The organism is Allobosea sp. NPDC055594, from assembly GCF_053618995.1.
Map to the genome: position 1 here is coordinate 275,986 of NZ_JBSHIO010000002.1, position 22,494 is coordinate 298,479.

Consider the following 22,494-nt stretch of genomic DNA (forward strand, 5'->3'; position numbering starts at 1 on the left):
CAGATTGATACGTTTGGTTCGCCCGATCGAGAGATACCCGGGAAGCTCAGCCAAACGATCCAGTTGGACCGCAACACAGGGCGACAACTTCTCGCCGTTCTGCAAGCGGCCTACGGCCCCGGGTAAGTCATCGCCAGACCGCAACTGGTCGCGGGCGTCGGGGAAGAAACCTCCCTCGACGATTGCCCTGACGAACAGCCTCGTCTCTTCGAATCCCGTTGTTCAGCCGTTCGTTCTTATTTGCGCACCGCAGCATTGACCACCTGATAAAGCGACACCTAAGGCTCTGCAAATCCTCGCAGTTTCTCTTGGGACCAACGATGTCGCTTCGCAGCATTTCCGCTGGACTGGCCGCCCTTCTCACGCCCTTCCTGCTCGGCCCCGCTCTCGCCCAGACACCCAAGCCATTGCGGATCGGCGTGCTCAACGACATGGCCGGCATCTATGCCGACATGGCCGGGCCCGGTTCGGTGATCGCCGCCCAGATGGCGGTCGAGGATTTCGGCGGCACAGTTCTCGGCCGACCGATCGAGATCCTCGCCGGCGACCACCAGAACAAGCCCGATATCGGTTCTGCCCTGGTCAACCGCTGGATCGACGAGGAAGGCGTCGAGGTCATCGCCGACATCCCGACGTCCTCGGTGTTGCTCGGCATCCAGGAGATCGGCCGGCGCAAGAACAAGCTCGTCCTCGCCTCCACCGGCGGCTCCTCCGACTTCACCGGAAAATTCTGCGCGCCCACCGGGATCCATTGGACCTACGACACCTATGCGCTCGCTGTCGGCACGGGTCTGCCGCTGGCCAAGGACGGCCCCTGGTATTTCATCACCGCCGACTACGCCTTCGGCCATGCGCTCGAGCGCGACACCTCGGAGGCGGTGAAGAAGGCCGGCGGCAAGATCATCGGCAGCGTCAAGCATCCTCAGGGCACCACCGACTTCTCCTCCTATCTCCTGCAGGCGCAAAGCTCCGGCGCCAAGATGGTCGGCATCGCCAGCTCCGGCGCCGACCAGATCGCCACCATCAAGCAGGCGACCGAGTTCGGCCTGCCGCAGAGCGGGACCAAGCTTGCCGGGCTCTATCTGCATATCACCGACATCCACGCCATTGGGCTGCAGGATGCGCAGGGACTGATCCTGACCCAGGCCTTCTACTGGGATTTGAACGAGGAGACGCGCGCCTGGTCGAAGCGCTTCTTCGAACGCCACAAGGCGATGCCGACCATGGGCCAGGCCGGCACCTATTCCTCGATCCTGCACTATCTCAAGGCGGTGCAGGCCGCCGGCACGGCCGAGACCGCGAAGGTCGCCGCACAGATGAAGGCGACGCCGGTCAACGACTTCTTCGCCAGGAACGGCGTGATCCGCGAGGACGGGCGGATGGTACACGACCTCTATGTGCTCGAGGTCAAGAAGCCCGAGGAATCGAAGTACCCCTGGGATTATCTCAAGCTGATCCGCACCATTCCCGGCGACCAGGCCTTCCGCCCGCTCAGCGAGGGCGAGTGCCCGCTCGTCAAGAAGTGACGCAGCCGGTTCCTAAGCCCGCCGCAGCTTGTTGTAGCGGGCGATCAGCCTGTCACGCTTGAGGCGCGACAGGCGGTCGATCCAGAAGATCCCGTCAAGCTGGTCGATCTCGTGCTGATGGCAGATCGAGAGAAGCCCATCCGCCTCCTCGCTCTGCTCCTTCCCGTCCAGATCCTGATAGCGCACGCGGATGCGCGCATGACGTTCGAGCTCGTCGGTCACCCCCGGCATCGAGACACTGCCCTCGATGTGGCGGGTGGTCTCGCGCGAGATCTGGTCCAGCTCCGGATTGACATAGGTGCGGACCTCGCCGGGCGAGAGTTCGAGCACCACGAGCCGGGAGAGCACGCCGATATGCGGCGCGGTGATGCCGATGCCCGGCGCGGCCCGCATGGTCTCGAGCAGATCGTCGGCAAGGGCGCGCAGATCGGCGTCGAAGCGCAGGACAGGGGCCGCGGTCAGGCGCAGACGCGGATCAGGGAAATTCAGGATCGGTCGGACAGGCATCGCGGTATTCTTGGTGTTTCCTGGCTGAGATGCCGTTGGGGGGAACGTAGCCTAGCAAGCCGGATCGCCGCGCTCTACGCGCCAGGCGCTGTCACGCCACGATCTCCCCAATGACGATGTCGCGATCCGGCGAGAGGCCGGCGCAGTCCGACGCATTCACTTCGTCGTGTAGCCGCCATTCACCAGAATGGTCTGGCCGGTCATCCACCATCCCTCGGAGACGAGGAAGCGGATGAAGGGGACGATGTCCTCGATATGGGTCAGGCCGGTCGGCGAAAACTTCGACAAGGCTGCCGCGGTCTTGTGATAGGCGACTGCGTCCGCCCCCTCGGCCGGGTAGAAGAACGGCGTGTCCATCGGACCCGGGCCGATCGCGGTGACCGAGATGCCACGCTCGCCGAACTCCTTCGAGGCGGCGCGGGTGAAATGCTCCACCGGTGCCTTCATGCCGGCATAGGCGGCGTAGAACGGCGTGAAAGCGCCGAGCAGCGAGGTCACCACGGTCGTGACCTTGCCGTTGTCGTTCAGCGCCTTGCCGGCCTCCTTGAGGAAGAAGAAGGCCGATTTTGCGTTCACCGCAGCCATCTCGTCATATTCCGCCTCGCTGATCTCGGCGATCGGCTTCTTCAGCACCTTGCCGACGGTGTTGATCGCGATGTCCGGCCTGCCGAGCGCTGCGGTCGCATCGGCGAAGAGCTTCTCGACCGCGCCTGCGCTGGTCAGATCGGCCTGGAAGGCGACGGCCTGCGCCCCTGCCGCCTTGACGGCGGCGGTGGTCGCCTCGGCATCGGCCCGGCTGGCGGCGCTGTTGTAGTGGATCGCGACCGCGGCGGCGCCGTGCGCGGCAAGGTCGCGGGCAATGAGCCCGCCGAGATTCTTGGCGCCGCCAGCGATGATGACGGTCTTGCCCTTGATGCTGTGCTCGGCCATGGCCTGATCTCCTGCCGTCTTTGCGAACTGCTCGCCCTGTCGGCAGGGTACGCGGCAGATTGTTGCGATAAAGCAGGATAAGCTGACATGACTTGTCAGATCTGACGAACAATCTAACGCTGCGACGATGGACCGGATCGACCTCTTCGCCACCTTCGCCCGCGTCGTCGAATGCGCGAGCTTCACGCGGGCCGCCGCGACGCTGGGTCAGCCGCGCTCCTCGGTCTCGGCGGCGATCCGCCTGCTCGAGGACAGGCTGGGGACGCGGCTGCTCCACCGTACCACCCGCCATGTCGCGCCGACACAGGACGGGCTCGCCTTCTATGAGCGTTGTCTAAGGCTGATCGCCGAGGTCGAAGAGGCCGAGGCATTGTTCCGCAGCGCCGTCGACGGGCCATCCGGCAAGCTCAGGATCGACGTGCCGGGCCGGATCGGCCGGCTGATCATCGCCCCCGCCCTGCCGGATTTCCTGGCGCGCTATCCTGACATCGCGATAGAACTCGGCGTCACCGACCGGGCCGTCAATCTGGTCGAGGACAGCGTTGACTGCGTGCTCCGCGTCGGACCGCTCAGCGATTCCAGCCTGATCGCCCGCAATCTCGGCAGTCTCCGGCTGATCAATGTCGCGAGCCCGCCCTATCTCGCGCGTCATGGCACACCGATGGCGCCGGGCGACCTCACCGGGCATTTCGCGGTCAACTATGCCTCGCCCTCAACCGGCGCGGTCGAGGACTGGCAATGGCTGAATGGAGGGCACCTGCACAGTCTCGCCCTGCCCGGACGCGTCACCGTCAACAGCGCGGAGGCCTATATCGCCTGCTGCCTTGCCGGACTCGGTCTGATCCAGATCCCGGCCTATGACGTCGCGGCCGAGATTGCGGACGGAGCACTGGTCGAGGTGATGCCGGAGCACAGGGCGGAGCCGCTGCCGGTCGCCCTGCTCTATCCACACCGGCAGCATCTCTCGCGCCGCCTACGCGTCTTCATCGAATGGCTGGAGCCGCTCCTCAGGGAGCGGCTCTTCGCCTGATCAGGCCGCGGCTTTCTTCTCCGCCGAGCCGTAGAAGCTCTCGCCGGTCTTGGCCATGCGCTTCAGGAGCCGGTTCGGCTTGAAACGCTCGCCATGCTTCTTGGCGAGGCTCTCGCAGAGCTTCACGAAGGCAGCCGCACCCATATTGTCGATATAGCTCAGCGTACCGCCGCTATAGGGCGCGAAGCCGAAACCGATGATCGAGCCGACATCGGCCTCGCGCGGATCGGTGACGACGCCTTCCTCATAGGTCTTGGCCGCTTCGAGCGCCTGGGTGACCAGGAGCCGGTGCTTCAGCTCCGCCATGTCGATGAGCTCGGGCTCGAGCCGGCTCGCGGTCAGCTCGGCAAGGCCGGGCCAGAGCCGCTTCGGGCCGGCTTCCGGATAGTCGTAGAAGCCCTTCTTGTTCTTGCGGCCGAGCCGGCCATGCTTCTCGACCATGTCGGAGAGCAGCTTCTCCTGGGCCAGATCGACCGAAGCCTCACCAAGCTGCGCCTTCGTCGCCTTCAGCACCTTCCAGGCGAGATCGACCGCGACCTCGTCATTGAGCGAGAGCGGGCCGACGGGCATGCCGGCCTGCTTGCCGGCCGCCTCGATCATCGCCGGCGGCACGCCTTCCATCAGCATGAGGTGACCCTCGCGGATGTAATTGCCGACGCAGCGATTGGCGTAGAAGCCTCTGACATCGTTGACGACGATCGGCGTCTTCTTGATCGCCCGGACATAGTCGAGCGCCATGGCGAGCGCCTTGTCGCCGGTCTTCTTGGCCTTGATGATCTCGACCAGCAGCATCTTCTCGACCGGCGAGAAGAAGTGGATGCCGACGAAATTCTTCGGGCGCTGGGAATGGGAGGCCAGGCCCGTAATGGGCAAGGTCGAGGTGTTGGAGCCGAAGATGGTCTTCGGACCGACCACGGCCTCGACCTTGGCGATCACCTCGGCCTTGACCTTCGGGTCCTCGAACACCGCCTCGATGACGAGGTCGCAGCCCTTGAGGTCGGCATAATCGGCCGAAGGCTTGATGCGCCCGAGCAGCGCGTCGCGGTCTGCGGTCTTGGCGCGGCCCTTCATGATCTGGTCGGAGACCAGCTTGTGCGAATAGGCCTTGCCCTTCTCGGCCGCTTCCATGTCGCGGTCGACGAGCACGACATCGAGCCCGGCGAGCGCCGTGACATAGGCGACGCCGGCGCCCATGAAGCCGGCGCCGACGATGCCGACCTTCTTCAGTTTGCTCGGCGGGACTTCGGCCGGACGACGGGCGCCCTTGTTCAGCTCCTGCATCGAGACGAAGAGTGAGCGGATCATCGAGGCCGCCTCCTTCGTCCGCAGGATCTTCGCGAAGTAGCGGCTCTCGACCTTGAGGGCGAGATCCATCGACAGCTGCAGACCCTCATAGACCGCGCTCAGGATGGCGCGCGCCGCCGGGTAGTTGTCATTGGTCTCGCGGCGATAGATCGCATTGGCCGGCGGCCAGATCTGCATGCCGGCCGGCGAATGGACCTTGTTCGAAGGCAGCTTGAACTTGGGGTCTTCCCAGGGCTGCTTGGCCTGCGGATTGGCCTTCAGCCATTCCTTGGCGGCGGCGACGATCTGGTCACGCGGCAGCACGGCATGGACGAGGCCCATATTGCGGGCCGGAAGCGCCTTGATCTGGTCGCCCTTGAACATCATCTGCAGCGCGTCGCCTGTCTGCATCAGGCGTGCGACGCGCTGGGTGCCGCCAGCGCCGGGGAACAGGCCGACCTTGATCTCGGGCAGGCCGACGCGGGTCGAGGGATCATCCGAGACGACACGGAGCTGACAGGAGAGCGCGAGCTCGAAGGCACCGCCGAGGCAGACGCCGTGCACGGCCGCCGCGAACGGCTTCCCGCAGGTTTCGAGCTTGCGATAAAGCAGCGAGAGCTTGCGGCTCTCGTCGAAGAAGCGCTGCATCGCAATCTGCTCGCCCTGCTCCTTCGCCAGTCCGACATAGAGGTCGCGCAGGCCCTGCAGCATGGTGAGATCGGCGCCGCCGGAGAAGCTCTCCTTGCCGGAGACGATGACGCAGCCCTTGATCGCCTCGTCCGAAGCGACCCTGTCGACGACCTGGTTGAGTTCTTCCATCACCTGCGGGGTGATGACGTTCATCGAACGTTCGGGCATGTCCCAGGTCAGGGTGGCGATGCCGTCGGCGTCGGTCTCGAAGCGGAAATTGACGAGGTTCATCGCTGCTCTCCTCAAACGCGCTCGATGATGGTGGCGACGCCCATGCCGACGGCGACGCAGAGCGTCACCAGCGCGACCTGCTTGTCGGTGCGCTCGAGCTCGTCGAGCACCGTGCCGAGGATCATCGCACCAGTGGCGCCGAGCGGGTGGCCCATGGCGATGGCGCCACCATTGACGTTGAGCACGGCGTCATCGATGTCGAAGGCCTGCTGATAGCGCAGCACGACCGAGGAAAAGGCCTCGTTCAGCTCGAACAGGTCGATGTCCTTCGGCGTCATACCGGCCTTCTTCAGGACGAGCTCGGTGACGTCGACCGGGCCGGTCAGCATCAGCGCGAGGTCGGAGCCGGTGGTGGCGAAGGCCTTGATGCGGGCGCGGGGCTTGAGGCCAGCGGACTTGCCGGCCCGCTTCGAGCCGACCAGCACGGCCGCCGCACCGTCGACGATGCCCGAGGAATTGCCGGCATGATGGACGTGGTTGATGAACTCGACGTCCGGATGCGCCGCAGTCGCGACCGCATCGAAGCCACCCATCTCGCCCATCTGGACGAAGGAGGCTTTCAACGCGGCGAGCGCCTGCATGTCGGTCGCCGGGCGGATGGTCTCGTCGCGGTCGAGGATGACGAGGCCGTTGACGTCGGTGACCGGGATCACCGAATTCCTGAAGCGCCCCTCCTCCCAGGCCTTGGCGGCGCGCTTGTGCGAGCGCACGGCATAGGCGTCGACATCGTCGCGCGAGAAGCCGTATTTCGTCGCGATCAGGTCGGCCGAGACGCCCTGAGGCATGAAATAGGTGTCGATCGCGACTGACGGGTCGACTGCGATGCCGAAGCCGGAGGCGCCCATGCCGATGCGGGACATGCTCTCGACGCCGCCGCCGATCGCCATCTCCTTCTGGCCGGACATCACCTGCGCCGCGGCGAGGTTCACCGCGTCGAGGCCTGAAGCACAGAAGCGGTTGATCTGCACGCCCGGCACTTCCTTGCCGTAGCCGGCCTTCAGCGCCACCGTGCGGGCGATGTCGGCACCGGCCTCGCCGACCGGATCGACGCAACCGAAGACGACGTCCTCGACCAGCTTGGGATCGAGCGTGTTGCGCTCCTTGATGGCGCGCAAGGTCTGCGTGCCCAATTCGATCGCGGTGACTTCGTGCAGCGAACCGTCGGCCTTGCCCTTGCCGCGCGGTGTCCGGACGTGGTCGTAGATAAAGGCGTCTGCCATGGTGCTCCTCCCGGAGTGGCCGGTCGTTTTCGGCTCGTCGCCTCGGCGTCAGACTGCGCCGGATCGAACCAAGAGTAATCGAAAGAAACACTCCGTCATCCCGGGGCATCCCGGACGGAGCGAAGCGGAGATCCGGGATCCATAGAAGGGTGCCGGATCTCGATGATGGATCCCGGATCGGCGCCGCTTCGCGGCTTGTCCGGGATGACGGGGCCAGGTTGGGCGATCCGTCAGAACTGCTCGGCGCTCAGCGCCATGGTGGCGTCGGAGCCGGAGGTGATCCGCGCCAGATGGGCGGCGGTCTCCGGCAGCGAGCGCTCCATGAAGAAGCGGGCGGTGACGAGCTTGGCGTTCATGCGCTCGGTCGCGCCATTGGCGCCGGCCTTGAGCTTGTCCTGCGCGACCTTGGCCATCTTCGCCCACATATAGCCGAGGCAGACCAGGCCGAGCAGATGCATGTAGTCATGCGCGCCGGCGCCGGCATTGTCGGGCTTGGCGAGCGCGTTGTTCATGAACCACATCGTCGCCTGCTGAAGATGGCCGAGCGAGGCGGCAAGCGGGGCGAGCAAGGGCTTCAACGCCTCGTCGCCCTCGTTCTCCTTCACGAAGGTGCCGACCTCGTTGAAGAAGGCCATGATCGCGCGGCCGCCGTCGCGGCCGAGCTTGCGGCCGACCAGGTCCATCGCCTGCACGCCGTTGGCGCCCTCATAGATCATGGCGATGCGGGCATCGCGGACGAACTGCTCCATGCCGTGCTCGGCAATGTAGCCGTGCCCGCCATACATTTGCTGGGCCTTCACGGCGTTGTCGAAGCCGATATCGGTGAGCACGCCCTTCAGAACCGGGGTCATCAGGCCGAGCTGGTCATCGGCGGCCTGGCGCTCGGCGGCATCGCCCGAGCGATGGGCGACGTCCGACTTGATCGCATTCCAGATAACGAAGGCGCGCGCCGCCTCGTTGAAGGCCTTGATCGACATCAGCGTGCGGCGCACGTCCGGATGGACGATGATCGGATCGGCAGCCTTGTCGGGGTTCTTGGCGCCGGTCAGGGAGCGGCCCTGCAGGCGGTCCTTCGCATAGGCGACGGCGTTCTGATAGGCGACCTCGGACTGGGCCAGGCCCTGGATCGCGACGCCGAGGCGGGCCTCGTTCATCATCACGAACATGGCGTTGAGGCCCTTGTTCTCGGTGCCGATCAGCCAGCCCTGCGCGCCGTCATAATTCATGACGCAGGTCGAATTGGCGTGGATGCCCATCTTGTGCTCGATCGAGCCGCAGGAGACCTTGTTGTTCTCCCCGACCTTGCCGTCAGCCCCGATCGCATTGCGCGGCACGACGAAGAGCGAGATACCCTTGACGCCGGCCGGCGCGCCTTCGATGCGGGCGAGCACGAGATGGATGATGTTCTCGGTGATGTCCTGCTCGCCGGCCGAGATGAAGATCTTGGTGCCGGTGATGGCGTAGGAGCCGTCGCCATTCGGCACGGCCCTGGTCTTGATCAGGCCGAGATCGGTGCCGCAATGCGGCTCGGTCAGGTTCATCGTGCCCGACCAGGCGCCCTCGATCATCTTCGGCAGGTAGGTGCGCTTCACCTCGTCGGAGCCATGGACATAGAGCGCCGCGATCGCGCCCATGGTCAGGCCCGGATACATGGCGAAGGCCATGTTGGCGGCCGAGGCGTATTCGTTCATCACCGCGCCGAGCGTGTAGGGCAGGCCCTGCCCGCCATAATCCGGGTCCATGGCGAGGCCGATCCAGCCGCCCTCGGAATAGGCGCGATAGGCTTCCTTGAAGCCCTTCGGCGTCGTCACCGAACCATCGGCGTTACGCTTGCAGCCTTCCTGGTCGCCGGAATGGTTGAGCGGCTGCAGCACCTCCTCGCAGAGCTTGGCGCCCTCGCCGAGCACGGCCTCGACGAGATCAGGCGTCGCATCGGCGAAGCCCGGCAGGTTGTTGTAGCGCTCGAACTGGAAGACATCGTTCAGGAGGAACAGCGTGTCCTCAACGGGGGCCTTGTAGACCGGCATCGCATCCTCCCTGCCAAGATCGTCGCATTCTGGCGAGGCTGCCTGCCGGCTCAAGCTGGCGGCAGCGCCCCGAGATAGTTCATATATAAACTATTATGCCGTCCGTTGCCAAGGGGGAGCCCGGGATTTTTAGGTCGCAGGCTCTCTCTCGGGTCAGGCTACCGAGCTTTGCGCTGCCGACAAACGAAAAACGCCCCGAACCCGGCGGGGTTCGAGGCGTCGACGATAGCGTGCGGCTGATCGCCGCCGATCGGTAGCTCAGGCGCCGAGCGTGGCCAGCGTGCCCTCGAGCTCGGCGATCGCGGTCTCGATCTCGGTACGCTGGGTGCGCAGCAGCTCGAGCTGCTCGGCGATCTGGGAGCGGGTGAGCTGCAGCCCGCCGACCGAGGCCGACGTCTCCTGCCCTTCGCTGCCCTTGCTCTCCTCATTGGCGAGCATGGCGCGAATCTCCACCAGGGTGAAGCCGAGCTGCTTACCCTTGAGAATCAACGCGAGCCGGGCGCGATCGCGGCCGGAATAGATCCGGGTCATGCCCGAACGGGCCGGCGAAAGCAGGCCGCGCGATTCATAGAAGCGTAGCGTGCGCAGCGTCACGCCGAAATCGCGGGCGAGATCGCTGATGGTGAAGCCGCCGGCAGCGTCATTGGACGTCTCGGCAGCGGGAAGCGGGTTGCGGCCGTCATGAACTGAAGCGGCCGCCAGAGCGGAGCTTTGGCGCGACATATCTGATCCTCGAAGGACGTTTTTCAGGGCAACGGCGCTGGGCGGCTGCGATGGCTGGATCGATCCGTATTGCGGCGCGACATAAGGCGCAACACTCCCTTACGTCAGGTAATTTTTGCCTCTCCATGGGTAAGTTACCGTTATGCAGGGCGTCGGCGGCGGCCGTCAGGCCACCGTTTCCAGAAAATTAACCTCTGAGGCCGGTTTCTTAACCGTCCGTTTACCGTGACTGCGAAAAGTCGGCATGGCGACCATGACGAAACTCCGCGGCAACCGGAGATTCACGTTTCATGGTTTCGCGCAGGGAAGCGGCGGCACAGGGGGCTGCGCATCCTGGATTGAAGACCGGCCCCGTAGGCGAGCGTGACAATGGCGACTAGCCTGCCCTGGAGCGTGAAGGGCGTCGATCCGCGCACCCGCGACGCGGCGAAGGCCGCTGCGCGCCGCGCCGGCATGACGCTCGGCGAATGGCTCGACAACAAGATCCGCGACGAAGCCGAAGACAATACCCCGCCGCCGCCCACGCAGCAGGAACAGCTCGACATCGCGGCGCTCTCGGAGCGCCTCGCGCGCCTCTCGCAGGGCGAGATGCAGACCGCCAGCCCGGCCCCTCCTCGCCCCCAGGCGACGCCCGAGCTTTCGCGCGAGCGGATCGACGCCTTCATCACCCAGGCCGCAATGGCCGAGCGCCTCTCCCGCGACAACGGGGCCAAGACGGCCGGGGCCCTCGATTCGATCGCCAAATGGATCGAGAAGACCGAAAATCGTCTTTCCATGGGCGAGCGTGCCACGGCCGAGCGGCAGGAACGCGCCACCAACGTCATCGCCGATGCGATCAAGACGATGGGCGAGCGCATCGCTGAGATCGAGCGCAAGACGGCGGAGGCCGGCCGCAAGGCTGCCGCCCCGCCACCGTCTGCGAGCGCGCGCCCCTTCCTCAGCCGCGACGGGCTGGCAGCCGCCGTCTCCGATATCCGTTCGCGCCAGCGTGCGCTCGACGGCGAGCCGAGTGCACCCGCTCGCTTCGAGAACGGCAATCCAGCGCAGGCCCTGGCCGGGCTGCGCGAGGACCTGCACCAGCTCAGCGCCCGCATCGCCCCGGCTCAGCCGGCAGTCTCGCCCGCCACCCGCGTCGAGGAACAGCGCGCCGCCTTCCAGCCGCTGGAGCGTGCCATCGGCGAACTCGGCTCCCGTCTGGAGCGCCTGGACGTCCGCGACCGGCTCGACCCCGTCCTGAAGCCTCTGGCGCGGATCGAGGCCGAGATTGCGCGCCTCTCCGACAACCGTTCTCAGGACGGGCTGGGTCGCTTCGAACTCGAGATCGCGCATCTCGCCGCCAAGGTCGATGCGCTCGTCGCGCGCGGCGGCGATCGTGCCGCGATCGCGCCGGTGCTGCGCGAGATCGCCGAACTGCGCGAACTGACGGTCGCCGGCACCGACAGCCGGCGCCTAGACGATCTGTCGCAGCAGCTTTCCTCGCTTTCCTCGGAGATCGGGCGCCTGCGCGATGCGCAGCCGGACGGGCGCGAACTGCGCAATCTCTCGCTCGCCATCGAAGACGTGCGCGACACCCTGCTGAGCGACCGCTCGCGCGAGCGCGCCGGCGACAATGCGCCGCTGGCGGCCCTCTCGCGGCAGGTCGAATCCCTCGCGCACAAGATCGAGACGCTGCCTTCGATGAAGGCCTCGGTCATCGACGGCCAGGTCGATCAACTCATGGCCCGTCTCGACGAGCTCCACGCCATGGGCCGCCCGGCATCGGACGAGCTTTCGGGGCGGATCGAGGCTCTGGTGATCCGGCTGGAGAGCCTCGCGGACCGTTCCGCGACGCCGCTCGATGGCCGCATCGACGCCTTGCAGCAGCAGCTCGAGACGATCGCCCGCCAGGGGCCGTCCAATGTCGAGAAGCAGATCGAGGCCCTGGCGGGCCGGATCGAAGCGCTCACCGCCTCCGGCAACCTTGCCCGCCTGGTCGAGGACGGCACGCACGTCCCTGTCGCCCAGGTCGACATGCGGCCGGTCGAAGACATGCTGCGGGCGCTCGCCGGCAAGATCGACGAGGCCGGACGCCCCGGTGCCGGCTCCGATTCCTTCGACGCCTTGGAACAGCAGATCGCCGGACTGGCGCATCGGCTCGACGAGGCCGCCGCGACCCGCACGGCCGAGACCGGCATCGAGCGGACGCTGCAGGACCTCGTCGCCCATCTGCAGACCATGCGCGAGGACACGGCCGCCGCGGCCGAGCGCGCCGCACGCGCCGCGATGGCCGACATGGCGCCGCCGCGCGGCGCCAGCTTCGCCGAGCTCAGCAACCTCGTCACCGGCCTGCGCGACACCCATGCCTCCTCGGGACGCCAGACCCAGGACGCTATCAGCGCCGTCCATCAGACCCTCGAGACGGTGATCGCCCGCCTCGCCAGCCTCGAAACCGAACTCGGCGGCGAGCGCGGCCAGACCGCTCGCAGCGCGCCTCCCCTGCCGCCGCGCGCAAGAACGGCGGCCGAGCCCGCCACGATACCGCCGGCACACCAGCTCGCCACCAAACCGGACGAGCGGATCGTGGCGTCGCGCGGACCCGCCGCTTTCGACATGCCGCTGGAACCGGGCTCCGGACGTCCGCGCGTCGAGGCCGCTGCCGTGGCGGGCGATCAGCAATCCGTGCGCCAGAGCCTGATCGCGGCGGCGCGGCGTTCTGCCAAGGCGGCTTCCGAGGCAGCGGCCGCCACACCCGTGGTGACGCCGGAGCCCGCTAAGCCCGGCAAGCCGGCGTCGGCCGGTGGGCGTCTCAAGGAGATCATGGAAAAGCGCCGGCGACCGCTTCTGCTCGGCCTCGCCGCAGTCGTCCTCGCCATGGGCGCCGCCCATATCCTGTCCGGGCCGTCGTCGGGAGACGCCAAGAAGCAGGTCGCCAGCGAGGCCCAGATCGTGCCGCAGCGCGCGGCGGCGGAGAAGGACGGCGCGGAGACCACCGCCTCGGCCACGCCGGCCAAGGACCAGAACGCGGTGCTGCCGATCCAGCTCGGCACCACGCCCGCGCTGGCAGCAGCGCCGACGGCTCCCACCGCGGCGGCCGAGGTCGGCGAAACCGCTCCAATGGTCGCCGCACTGCCGCCCGCCGCGACGCCCGAGCCGCCGGCGAACGTCACCGGCCTCAACGAGATTCCAGCGACGCTCGGCACCGCCGGCATGCGCAAGGCCGCGCAGGGCGGCGATGCTCGCGCCGTCTACGAGCTCGCCACCCGGGCCGCCGACGCACCAGGCGCCGGCCGCGATCCGAAGCTCGCGCTGCACCTGTTCGAGCGCGCCGCCGTGGCCGGGCTGGCCCCCGCGCAGTTCCGCCTCGGCAACATGTTCGAGAAGGGCATCGGCACCGGCCGCGACGTCTCGCTCGCCCGGCTCTGGTATGCGCGCGCCGCCGAACGCGGCAATGCCAAGGCGATGCACAATCTCGCCGTGCTCTATGCGGAAGGCGCCAGCGGCAAGCCCGACTACGCGACCGCAACGGAATGGTTCCGCCGCGCTGCCGAGTTCGGCGTCCGCGACAGCCAGTACAATCTGGCGGTGCTGCTCGGCCGCGGCCTCGGCTCGCCGGCCGATCTCGGCCACTCCTATCGCTGGTTCGCCATTGCCGCGGCGCAGGGCGACGAGGATGCCGGCCGCAAGCGCGACGAGGTTGCAGGCCGTCTTTCTGCCGCCGATCTCGCCACCGCCAAGGCTGCCGTCGAAGCCTGGAAGCCGAAGGTTCCCGAGGCGCTCGCCAACGAGGTCGCAGCGCCGGCCAAGGGATGGGACGAGGTGCCGGCCGCCGCCAGAAAGCCGGCGAAGCCGACCCGCGGCTGAGCGAAACCCTCTCAGAGCAAAGCAATCTGAAAGGGATTCGTTCTAGCGTCACCGTTTCGACGCCTTCGCGTGGGAAGCGTCGCGCGGCTGACAGGGTTTAGCAGGGTGCAAATCTATCTTCCGATCGCCGAATTGCCGATCAGTATCCTGCTGGTCCTGGGTCTGAGCGGCGCGGTCGGCTTCATTTCCGGGCTTTTCGGCGTCGGCGGCGGCTTCCTGCTGACACCGCTGCTGATCTTCCTCGACATTCCGCCGGCGGTGGCGGTCGCGACCGTCGCGGCACAGGTCGCGGGATCGTCGATGACCGGCGTGCTGACCTATTGGCGACGAAACGCGCTCGATCTGAAGTTGGGCAGCGTACTGGTCGGCGGTGGTATCCTCGGCACCATCCTCGGCGTTCTGTTCTTCAACTCGATGCGCCGCCTCGGCCAGCTCGATCTCGTCATCACCATCGCCTATGTCACGCTCTTCACCTGCATTGGCGGGCTGATGCTGTTCGACGCGATCCGCGCCGCCTTGCGCGACCGCCAGGGCAAGCCGCCGCGCCTGCGCCGGCGTGCGGGCATGCACCCGGCATGGATGGGCCTGCCCTGGCGCATGCGCTTCTACCGTTCGCAGCTCTATGCCAGCGTGCTGCCGATCGCGGCACTGGCGATCGTGATCGGCTTCATCGGCGCCGTGCTCGGCGTCGGCGGCGGCTTCATCCTCGTACCGGCACTGCTGTATTTCTTCCGGGTTCCGCCCGCCGTCGTGGTCGGCACCTCGCTGTTCCAGATCCTCGTCACCATGACCGGCGCGACGGTGTTGCACGCCGTCACCAACCAGTCCGTCGACATCGTGCTGGCCATCCTCCTGCTGGTTGGCGGCGTCGTCGGCGCGCAGTTCGGCGGACGCGCGGCGCGCAATCTCAATGTCGGCTCGTTCCGGCTGCTGCTGGCCCTGCTGATCCTCTCGGTCGGCCTGCGCTTCGCGATCGAGCTCTTCCTGCCCCCGGCCGAGCCCTTCTCGGTGGTGATGCCGGAGAGCGCGCGATGAGCCGGCTCTCCAAGACGCTGCTCGCCGCGGCGCTCGGCCTTGCCGCCTGCCTGCCCGCCAAGGCCGAGACGCTGATCGCGGCGCTCTCGACGCACCGGATCGCCATCACCTCGAACTATACCGGCGACCAGCTCACCGTCTTCGGCCTCGTCGAGCGCGAGGGCCGCACGGCGGCCCGGGCCGATCCCTACGACATCGTCGTCACCGTGCGCGGCCCGCCGCGCATGCTGATCGTGCGCGAGAAGGAACGCGTCGGACCGATCTGGGTCAACCGGCAGCAGCGCCGCTTCCCCGAGCGCCCGATCTTCCTCTCCGTCTCGAGCAACCGGCCGATCGAGGAGATCCTCACGGAGGACGCCGCGCGACGCGAGCGCATCGGCCTGGCGAACGCGCAACGCATCCAGAGCACGCGCGAATTCGAATTCGGGATCGGCCCCTACCGCGACGCGCTGATCCGCATCATGGAGGCGAAGGGGCTCTACGCCGAGCACGAGCGCGGCGTCACCTTCCTGTCGCCGACCTTGTTCAGCGCTCCGATCCGGGTTCCGGCGACCGCGCCGACGGGCTCCTACGAGATCGAGATCGTGCTCTATGCCGGGGGAGCTGCGCTGGCGCGGCAGACCACCAATTTCGAGGTGATCAAGACCGGGATGGAGCAGAGTCTGGCCTCCGCCGCGCATGACCGGCCGCTGCTCTACGGCCTCGCCACGGCGGCGCTCGCCCTGTTCTTCGGCTGGCTGGCGACGACGATCTTCCGCCGCGACTGAGTGCGACGCAGCACCTGTCGCTGCGCGTTCGGAGCCACTGGGAACTCGAGCCCCCATCCCGATGCCGCCAAGCAGCGTCACGAAGGATGAGAGCTCTGCGGAACTCCGAAAAGGCTCTCAGCCGGTCAGCAGGTCATAGGCGAAGAAGGGGGCGATCGTGCCCTCCGCCACGCCCGTCAGCTCCTCGGCCAGTTCGACCAGCCCGTCGGTCTCGGTCAGCGAGGTCAGGATGCCGGCGCCGTCGCGCGGATGCTTGCGGGCGACGGCGATACCATCGGCGCCCGGCACCAGGGAGACACGGACATATTCGCGCCGGCCGGCCTTCTTGCGATAGGGGAAACCGAGCCTGACCGGCAGCGCCTGCGGGCGGGCCGGCGTCGTGCCCGCAAGCAGGGCGATCACCGCGCGTGCGACGAAGGCGAAGGTGACGAAGACCGCTACGGGGTTACCCGGCAGGCCGAGAAAGGGCTTTCCGTCGATCAGCCCCATCGCGACCGGGCGTCCCGGCTTGATGCCGATGCGCCAGAAGGCGAGCTCGCCGACTTGCGTGACCGCTGTCTTGACGTGGTCCTCCTCGCCGGTCGAGACGCCACCCGAAGTCAGGATCAGATCGCAATCGCGCGCCGCGGCGCGCAGACGCTCGCCCAGGCTCGCCGGCTCGTCACGGAGGATGCCGAGATCCACCACCTCGGCACCTGCGCGGTCGACCAGAGCCCGCAGCACGCTGCGATTGGCGTCGTAGATCCCGGCCGGCGGCAAAGGCGTGCCGGGCTCGTTCAATTCATCACCCGTGGAGAACACCGCGATCCTGACGCGGCGCCGCACCGCGACCTCGGTGAGGCCGAGAGCGGCGAGCAGGCCGAGATCCTGCGGACGCAGGCGACGCCCGGCCGCCAGCACCGGAGCACCCATGGCCACGTCCTCGCCGGCCGGTCTGGCATTGGCGCCCGGCTTCAGCCCGGCCGGGAGGCGCACGAAGCCCTCCTCCAGCGCGACGTCCTCCTGCATGAACACGGTGTCGGCGCCGGCAGGCATCGGCGCGCCGGTGAATACGCGGATCGCAAAACCGGCGACCGCGATCCCGGCCGCGTCCGCCCCCGCTGCGACCCGGCCGGAGAGCGGCAGCCGGGTCTCGCCGGACGGGGCGAGATCGGAAAAGCGCACGGCATAGCCATCGACAGCCGAATTGGCGAAGGGCGGCAGGTCGCGCGGCGCGGCAATGTCGACCGCCAGGACACGGCCATCGGCCAGTGCGAGCGGCATGGTCTCGATCTCGGCGACGGCGCTGATGCGCTCCGCCGCCAGTGCGGCCGCCTGCTCGATCGTCATCAGCGGACCGCCGAAGACCTTCGCATCTTCACTGAGCTGCGCCATTTCAGGCCTCCTCGCGCGCCAGCGCCAGAACCTGCGCCAATGGCTGGGCGCGGGCGAACAGAAGATCGGCGATCCCGGGGACATCATCGAGCCCGAGCACGGGGCGGCCAGCCTGCGGGAAGGGCGTATCGCTCGCCACGCCGACAATGCTTGCATCCTGCGGGTGCAGTGGCGGCTTGCCATTGGCGGCGCGGTAGACCTCGAGCTTGGCGTGCGGATCGCGCTTGAAGCCCTCGACGATGACAAGTTCGACCGGCGAGAGCTTCGCCAGCAGCGCCGGCAGCGTCGCCTCCGGCTCGTCGCGCGCTTCGTGCAGCAGCGCCCAGCGCTTGGCCGAGGAAATCAGCACTTCGGAGGCGCCCGCCTGGCGATGTGCCCAGGAATCCTTGCCGGGCGTGTCGAGATCAAAGGCATGATGGGCGTGCTTGATCGTCGAAACGGCGATGCCGCGGCCTGAAAACTCCGGAATCAGCCGGGTGAGAAGGGTCGTCTTGCCGGCTCCGCTCCAACCCGCCAGCCCGATCACGCGCATTGAGGATGACATCTCCAAAACAGAACCGGGCGCAAAAAGCGCCCGGCTGTCATCCTGCGGATCGCATGTGCGGGTCAAGCCCGCCGATCGTCACTCGGCCGGCTGCAGCCTCGCCCCGGGCGCCCGGCCCTTCTCGACCTCCTCGGCGACCCAGAGCGCGTGGTGCTCCTTCGCCCAGTTGAGGTCGACCTCGCCCGAGCCCATCGCGTCGAAGGCGCCTTCCATGCCGATCGAGCCGATATAAATGTGCGCCAGCATGACGGCGATCATCAGCACGGCGACGATGCCGTGGACCATGTTCCAGAACTGCATGTCGAGCACGCCGCCGGAGAAGCTCGGATACAGCAGGTAGACGCCCGAGACCGAGAGCGCGGCACCGCCGAGCACCACGGCCCAGAAGATCACCTTCTGGCCGCCATTGAAGCGCCGGGCCGGCGGCGCATGGCCCTTGCCGATCAGGCCGCCACCCGCCGCAAGCCAGCGCAGATCGCCGAGGTTCGGGATATTGTCCTTGATCCAGACCAGGAACATCAGCGCCACGCCGAGCATGAACGGCCAGGCCAGGAAGTTATGCGACCATTTGGCCGCCACCGAGAGATTGGTGAAGGCCTGTGGCCCGATCAGCGGCAGCAGCAAGGCCTTGCCGAAGGTGACGTTCAGGCCCGACAGCGCCAGGATGATGAAGCAGCCGGCGGTGAGCCAGTGCATGAAGCGCTCGAAGGCGTTGAAGCGCGTGATCGTCTGTCCGGAAGGACCGGCGGCGATCTTGATCCTGCCGCGGAACAGGTAGAAGGCCACCAGTATGACCAGCATGCCGAGCACGGCGATGGCGCCGATGCGGGTCATGGTGCCCTGGTGGAAGCTGCGCCAGTCGCGCCCGGCCGGGCGCTCCAGCGTGGCGGCCCTGGTGTCGGGAATGGAGACCCTGCCGCGCAGCTCGGCGGAAGGGTTGCCCTTCAGCACCTCGAGGAATTGCTGCTCTCGAACGGAATTGGCGGTCGGGTTGACCTGCTGGGCGCCGGCAGGAGCCGCGACGGCGAGCGCCAGCGCAAGCAGGAGCCCGCTGAACAGGAAGCGGAGATGAGCACCGAGCGGCATTGCGGCGTCCTTTCGCGAAGGCATGGCGGGACTGCGGGAGGAACGCATCCGACCTTTCCGGCCGTGACGCGCCCCTCCCCCCAGAAGTCAGATGGCGATGGTTTCCCGATAGGCGGTCTGCCACCCCCAGGCGCCGGAACCGTAGCCGCGCTTGACCACGCGTTCCTTGTAGATCTGCGCAATGATCTCACCGTCGCCGGCGAGCAGCGCCTTGGTCGAGCACATCTCGGCACAGAGCGGCAGCTTGCCCTCGGCGAGGCGGTTCGAGCCGTATTTCTGGAACTCGGCGGGCGAGAGATCGACCTCCGGACCACCGGCGCAATAGGTGCACTTGTCCATCTTGCCGCGCGAACCGAAATTGCTGAGCTTCGGATATTGCGGCGCACCGAACGGGCAGGCGTAGAAGCAATAGCCGCAGCCGATGCAGAGGTCCTTGTTGTGCAGCACCACGGCATCCGCCGTGGTGTAGAAGCAGTCGACCGGGCAGACCGCCGCGCAGGGCGCGTCGGTGCAGTGCATGCAGGCCATCGAGACAGAGCGCTCGCCGGGCTTGCCGTCATTGATGGTGACGACGCGCCGGCGGTTGATGCCCCAGGGCACGTCGTTCTCGTTCTTGCAGGCGGTGACGCAGGCGTTGCATTCGATGCAGCGGTCGGCGTCGCAGAGGAATTTCATCCGGGCCATGGTTCAGTGCCTCCTCACGCCGCAGCGATCTGGCAAAGCGTGGCCTTGCCTTCGTGCATGCCCGTCACCGGGTCGTAGCCATAGGTGGTGACCGTGTTGACGGACTCGCCGAGCACGATCGGGTCGGTCCCGGGCGGGTAGTTGCCGCGCTGGTCGACGCCCTGGAAGAAGCCGCCGAAATGGAAGGGCATGAAGGCCGCGCCCTTGCCGACCCGGTCGGTGACCAGGGCCTTGACCCTGGCCTTGGCGCCGTTCTCCGGACCGGAGACCCAGACGAAGGCCCCGTCACGAATGCCGCGCTCGCTGGCATCCGCCGGGTTGATCTCGACGAACATGTCCTGCTGCAGCTCGGCCAGCCATTTGTTCGAGCGCGTCTCCTCGCCGCCGCCCTCGTATTCGACGAGGCGGCCGGAGGTGAGGACGATCGGGAAGGCCTTGGCGATGCCCTTCTCGACCGCCGCCTTCTGCATCGAGGTGTGCAGGTTCGGAATGCGCAAAGTGCGTTCGTCGGGCCGGGCCGGCCATTTCGCGACGAGGTCGACGCGCGGCGAATAGATCGGCTCGCGATGGGTCGGCACGGGATCGGGCAGGTTCCAGGCGTTGGCCCTGGCCTTGCCGTTGCCATAGGGCACGCAACCATGCTCAAGCGCGACGCGCTGGATGCCGCCGGACAGGTCGATCGACCAGCTCACCGCATCGATATTATTGCCGCCGATGCCGGTGATCACCTCGAGCTCGGCCGGTGTCAGGTCCTTGTCCCAGCCGAGCTTCTTCAGCACGCCCATGGTGAACTCGGGATAGCCGTCCTTGATCTCTGAGTTGAGCGAGAACGAGCCGCCTTCGGCCAGCAGGGTGTCGTTGACCTTGCTGCCATCCGGCAAAGTGCGCTCGCGCGTCAGGCCGAAGCGCGGGCGGAAGGTGCCGCCGCCATCCCTGGCCTCGAGCGAGGTGTTGTAGAGGATGTGCGAGCCCGGATGCTTGAACTCCGGCGTCCCCCAGCACGGCCAGGGCAGGCCGTAGAAATCATTCTCGACCGGAGAGCCCTTGGCGCCGCGCAGCGTCACCAGGTCGAACTTGTCCTGGTTGGCCATGTGCAGCTTGAGCCGCTCCGGCGACTGGCCGGTATAGCCGGTCGACCAGCCCCCGCGGTTGATTTCCTTGAGGATCGACTCGGCGGTCGGCTCGGGACCGATCTTGCCCTGCACCATCTCATAGGGCTTGAACATCGCCTCGGCGAAGCCGAGTTTCTGCGAAAGCTTGTAGATGACCGCGTAGTCGCTGGCGGATTCGAAGATCGGCTCGACGATCTTCTCGCCCCATTGCAGCGAGCGGTTCGAACAGGTGCGCGAGCCCGAAGTCTCGAACTGCGTGCAGACCGGCAGCACATAGGTGCCGTTCTTCCGGCCACCCAGCGAGACGAAATTCGTCGGGTGCGGATCGCAGACCACCAGCAGATCGAGCTTCTCCAGCCCCTTGGCCAGATCGGTCATGCGCGGGATGGAGTTGCCGCCATGGCCCATGACGAACATGGCCTTGAGATTGTCCTGCTGGTCGACCTGCTCGGCCGGCAGGTTGGTGGCGTCGAACCAGCGGGTCGAGGTGAGGCCCGAAAGCTCCATATTCTGCTTGCGGGTGCGCGCCGGCCGGCCGCCCTTGGCCGGAACCTCGTCGAAGCGCGAGACGAAATAGTCGTAATCGACGTTCCAGACCCGGGCCCAATGGCGCCAGGCGCCTTCGACCAGCCCGTAATAGCAAGGCAGATTCGAGACATCGAGGCCGAAATCGGTCGCACCCTGCACATTGCAATGGCCGCGGAAGATGTTGGCGCCGGTGCCGCGGGCGCCGACATTGCCGGTCGCCAGCAAGAGGTTGCAGATCGCCCGGACGTTCGCCGTGCCGACCGAATGCTGGGTCACGCCCATGCACCAGACGAAGGTGGCGGGCTTGACGGTGGCGAAGGTCTGGGCCGCCCGCTTCATCTGCTCGCCGGGGACGCCGGTGATGTCCTCGACGGTCTTCGGATCGTATTTCTCGACCTCCTTGCGGACGTCGTCCATGCCGTGGACGCGGCTGGCGATGAAGGCCTTGTCCTCCCAGCCATTCTGGAAGATGTGCCAGAGCAGGCCCCAGATCACCGCGATGTCGGTGCCGGAGCGGAAGCGGACATAATCCGTCGCATGCGCCGCGGTGCGGGTGAAGCGCGGATCGAAGACGATGACGTTGGCGCGCTGGGTCTCCTTGCCGGCCAGGATGTGCTGCATCGAGACCGGATGTGCCTCCGCGGCGTTCGAGCCCATGAACAGCACGGTCTTCGAATTGCGGATGTCGTTGTAGGAGTTGGTCATGGCGCCGTAGCCCCAGGTGTTCGCAACGCCCGCGACCGTGGTCGAGTGGCAGATGCGCGCCTGGTGATCGACGTTGTTGGTGCCCCAGAAGGCCGCGAACTTGCGGAACAGATAGGAGCCTTCATTCGAGAATTTGGCCGAGCCGAGCAGGTAGACGGAATCGGCGCCGGACTTGGCCCGGATCTCCATCATCTTGTCGCCGATCTCGCCGACCGCCTGGTCCCAGGACAGGCGCTGCCACTTCCCGTCGACCAGCTTCATCGGATATTTGATGCGTCGGTCGCCATGGACGAGCTCGCGCACCGAGGCGCCCTTGGCGCAGTGCGTGCCGCGGTTGATCGGGCTCTCCCAGGCCGGTTCCTGGCCGACCCAGACGCCATTGGCGACCTCGGCCTTGACGGTGCAGCCGACCGAGCAATGGGTGCAGATGTTCTTGACGATCTTGGTGCCGGTCGCCGGGCCGGGACTCGCGGCCTCGGCCTTGCGGACGGCGCCGATCTGCAGGGCGCCGGCAGCCGCGACGCCACCCGCCACCAGGCCGGAGCGGCGCAGGAAGGAGCGGCGATCCATCACGCCGGCGGCAAGGCCGCCGAGGGCGGACTGGAGACGGCCGCGCTGGACGTCGGCGGATTTGCGCTTGATCAGCATGAC

General features: G+C 67.0%; 16 protein-coding genes. 5 read left to right on the forward strand and 11 right to left on the reverse strand.

Annotated elements, in window-relative coordinates; genetic code table 11:
* Positions 1-320: 320 nt before the first annotated feature.
* Positions 321-1,526 carry an ABC transporter substrate-binding protein gene (locus tag ACWGRX_RS05330; RefSeq protein ID WP_452116689.1) on the forward strand — a complete coding sequence of 402 codons (1,206 nt, stop codon included), beginning with the start codon at positions 321-323 and terminating at the stop codon, positions 1,524-1,526.
* 12 nt (positions 1,527-1,538) lie between these two features.
* Here ACWGRX_RS05330 and ACWGRX_RS05335 read toward each other — a convergent pair whose 3' ends face one another.
* Both ACWGRX_RS05335 and ACWGRX_RS05340 read right to left on the reverse strand, forming a co-directional pair.
* The gene (locus ACWGRX_RS05335) at positions 1,539-2,033 is read right to left on the reverse strand and encodes a peptide deformylase (protein WP_452116690.1); all 495 of its coding nucleotides are present in this window, start codon (positions 2,031-2,033) and stop codon (positions 1,539-1,541) included.
* Positions 2,034-2,189: 156 nt separating this feature from the next.
* Positions 2,190-2,963, reverse strand: a complete 774-nt coding sequence (locus tag ACWGRX_RS05340) for an SDR family oxidoreductase (protein WP_291637212.1) — start codon at positions 2,961-2,963, stop codon at positions 2,190-2,192.
* A gap of 127 nt (positions 2,964-3,090) precedes the next feature.
* Between ACWGRX_RS05340 and ACWGRX_RS05345 the strand changes: the two genes are divergently transcribed.
* Complete coding sequence (locus ACWGRX_RS05345; RefSeq protein WP_291637214.1) at positions 3,091-3,993, forward strand: LysR family transcriptional regulator; 903 nt, start codon at positions 3,091-3,093, stop codon at positions 3,991-3,993.
* On the opposite strand, the gene ACWGRX_RS05350 is transcribed toward ACWGRX_RS05345, so the two are convergent.
* The 4 genes from ACWGRX_RS05350 to ACWGRX_RS05365 form a co-directional block, all read right to left on the reverse strand.
* A complete protein-coding gene (locus tag ACWGRX_RS05350) occupies positions 3,994-6,198 on the reverse strand; it encodes a 3-hydroxyacyl-CoA dehydrogenase NAD-binding domain-containing protein (protein ID WP_452116691.1) in 2,205 nt (734 codons plus the stop codon).
* A gap of 11 nt (positions 6,199-6,209) precedes the next feature.
* The gene (locus ACWGRX_RS05355) at positions 6,210-7,418 is read right to left on the reverse strand and encodes an acetyl-CoA C-acetyltransferase (protein WP_291637218.1); all 1,209 of its coding nucleotides are present in this window, start codon (positions 7,416-7,418) and stop codon (positions 6,210-6,212) included.
* 230 nt (positions 7,419-7,648) lie between these two features.
* Positions 7,649-9,445, reverse strand: coding sequence for an acyl-CoA dehydrogenase C-terminal domain-containing protein (locus ACWGRX_RS05360; protein WP_452116692.1), 1,797 nt, complete (start codon positions 9,443-9,445; stop codon positions 7,649-7,651).
* A gap of 258 nt (positions 9,446-9,703) precedes the next feature.
* A complete protein-coding gene (locus ACWGRX_RS05365; protein ID WP_291637222.1) occupies positions 9,704-10,168 on the reverse strand; it encodes a MerR family transcriptional regulator in 465 nt (154 codons plus the stop codon).
* Between the two features lie 369 nt (positions 10,169-10,537).
* Between ACWGRX_RS05365 and ACWGRX_RS05370 the strand changes: the two genes are divergently transcribed.
* The 3 genes from ACWGRX_RS05370 to ACWGRX_RS05380 all read left to right on the forward strand — a co-directional run bounded on the left by ACWGRX_RS05370 (position 10,538) and on the right by ACWGRX_RS05380 (position 15,810).
* Complete coding sequence (locus ACWGRX_RS05370) at positions 10,538-14,008, forward strand: hypothetical protein (protein WP_452116693.1); 3,471 nt, start codon at positions 10,538-10,540, stop codon at positions 14,006-14,008.
* Positions 14,009-14,113: 105 nt separating this feature from the next.
* Complete coding sequence (locus tag ACWGRX_RS05375) at positions 14,114-15,043, forward strand: sulfite exporter TauE/SafE family protein (protein WP_291637227.1); 930 nt, start codon at positions 14,114-14,116, stop codon at positions 15,041-15,043.
* A complete protein-coding gene (locus ACWGRX_RS05380; protein ID WP_452116694.1) occupies positions 15,040-15,810 on the forward strand; it encodes a TIGR02186 family protein in 771 nt (256 codons plus the stop codon). Before ACWGRX_RS05375 ends, ACWGRX_RS05380 begins: the two co-directional genes overlap by 4 nt.
* A gap of 117 nt (positions 15,811-15,927) precedes the next feature.
* Here the strand turns inward: ACWGRX_RS05380 and ACWGRX_RS05385 are convergent, their stop codons facing one another.
* From ACWGRX_RS05385 to ACWGRX_RS05405, 5 genes are all read right to left on the reverse strand, one after another.
* The gene (locus ACWGRX_RS05385) at positions 15,928-17,184 is read right to left on the reverse strand and encodes a molybdopterin molybdotransferase MoeA (RefSeq protein WP_452116695.1); all 1,257 of its coding nucleotides are present in this window, start codon (positions 17,182-17,184) and stop codon (positions 15,928-15,930) included.
* A 1-nt stretch (position 17,185) separates the two neighbouring features.
* Positions 17,186-17,716, reverse strand: a complete 531-nt coding sequence (gene mobB, locus ACWGRX_RS05390; RefSeq protein ID WP_452116696.1) for a molybdopterin-guanine dinucleotide biosynthesis protein B — start codon at positions 17,714-17,716, stop codon at positions 17,186-17,188.
* A 90-nt stretch (positions 17,717-17,806) separates the two neighbouring features.
* Complete coding sequence (locus ACWGRX_RS05395) at positions 17,807-18,814, reverse strand: formate dehydrogenase subunit gamma (RefSeq protein WP_452116697.1); 1,008 nt, start codon at positions 18,812-18,814, stop codon at positions 17,807-17,809.
* Between the two features lie 87 nt (positions 18,815-18,901).
* Positions 18,902-19,498 carry a formate dehydrogenase FDH3 subunit beta gene (fdh3B, locus tag ACWGRX_RS05400; RefSeq protein ID WP_291637236.1) on the reverse strand — a complete coding sequence of 199 codons (597 nt, stop codon included), beginning with the start codon at positions 19,496-19,498 and terminating at the stop codon, positions 18,902-18,904.
* A gap of 14 nt (positions 19,499-19,512) precedes the next feature.
* Positions 19,513-22,491, reverse strand: coding sequence for a formate dehydrogenase subunit alpha (locus ACWGRX_RS05405; protein WP_452116698.1), 2,979 nt, complete (start codon positions 22,489-22,491; stop codon positions 19,513-19,515).
* Between the last annotated feature and the right edge of the window lie 3 nt (positions 22,492-22,494).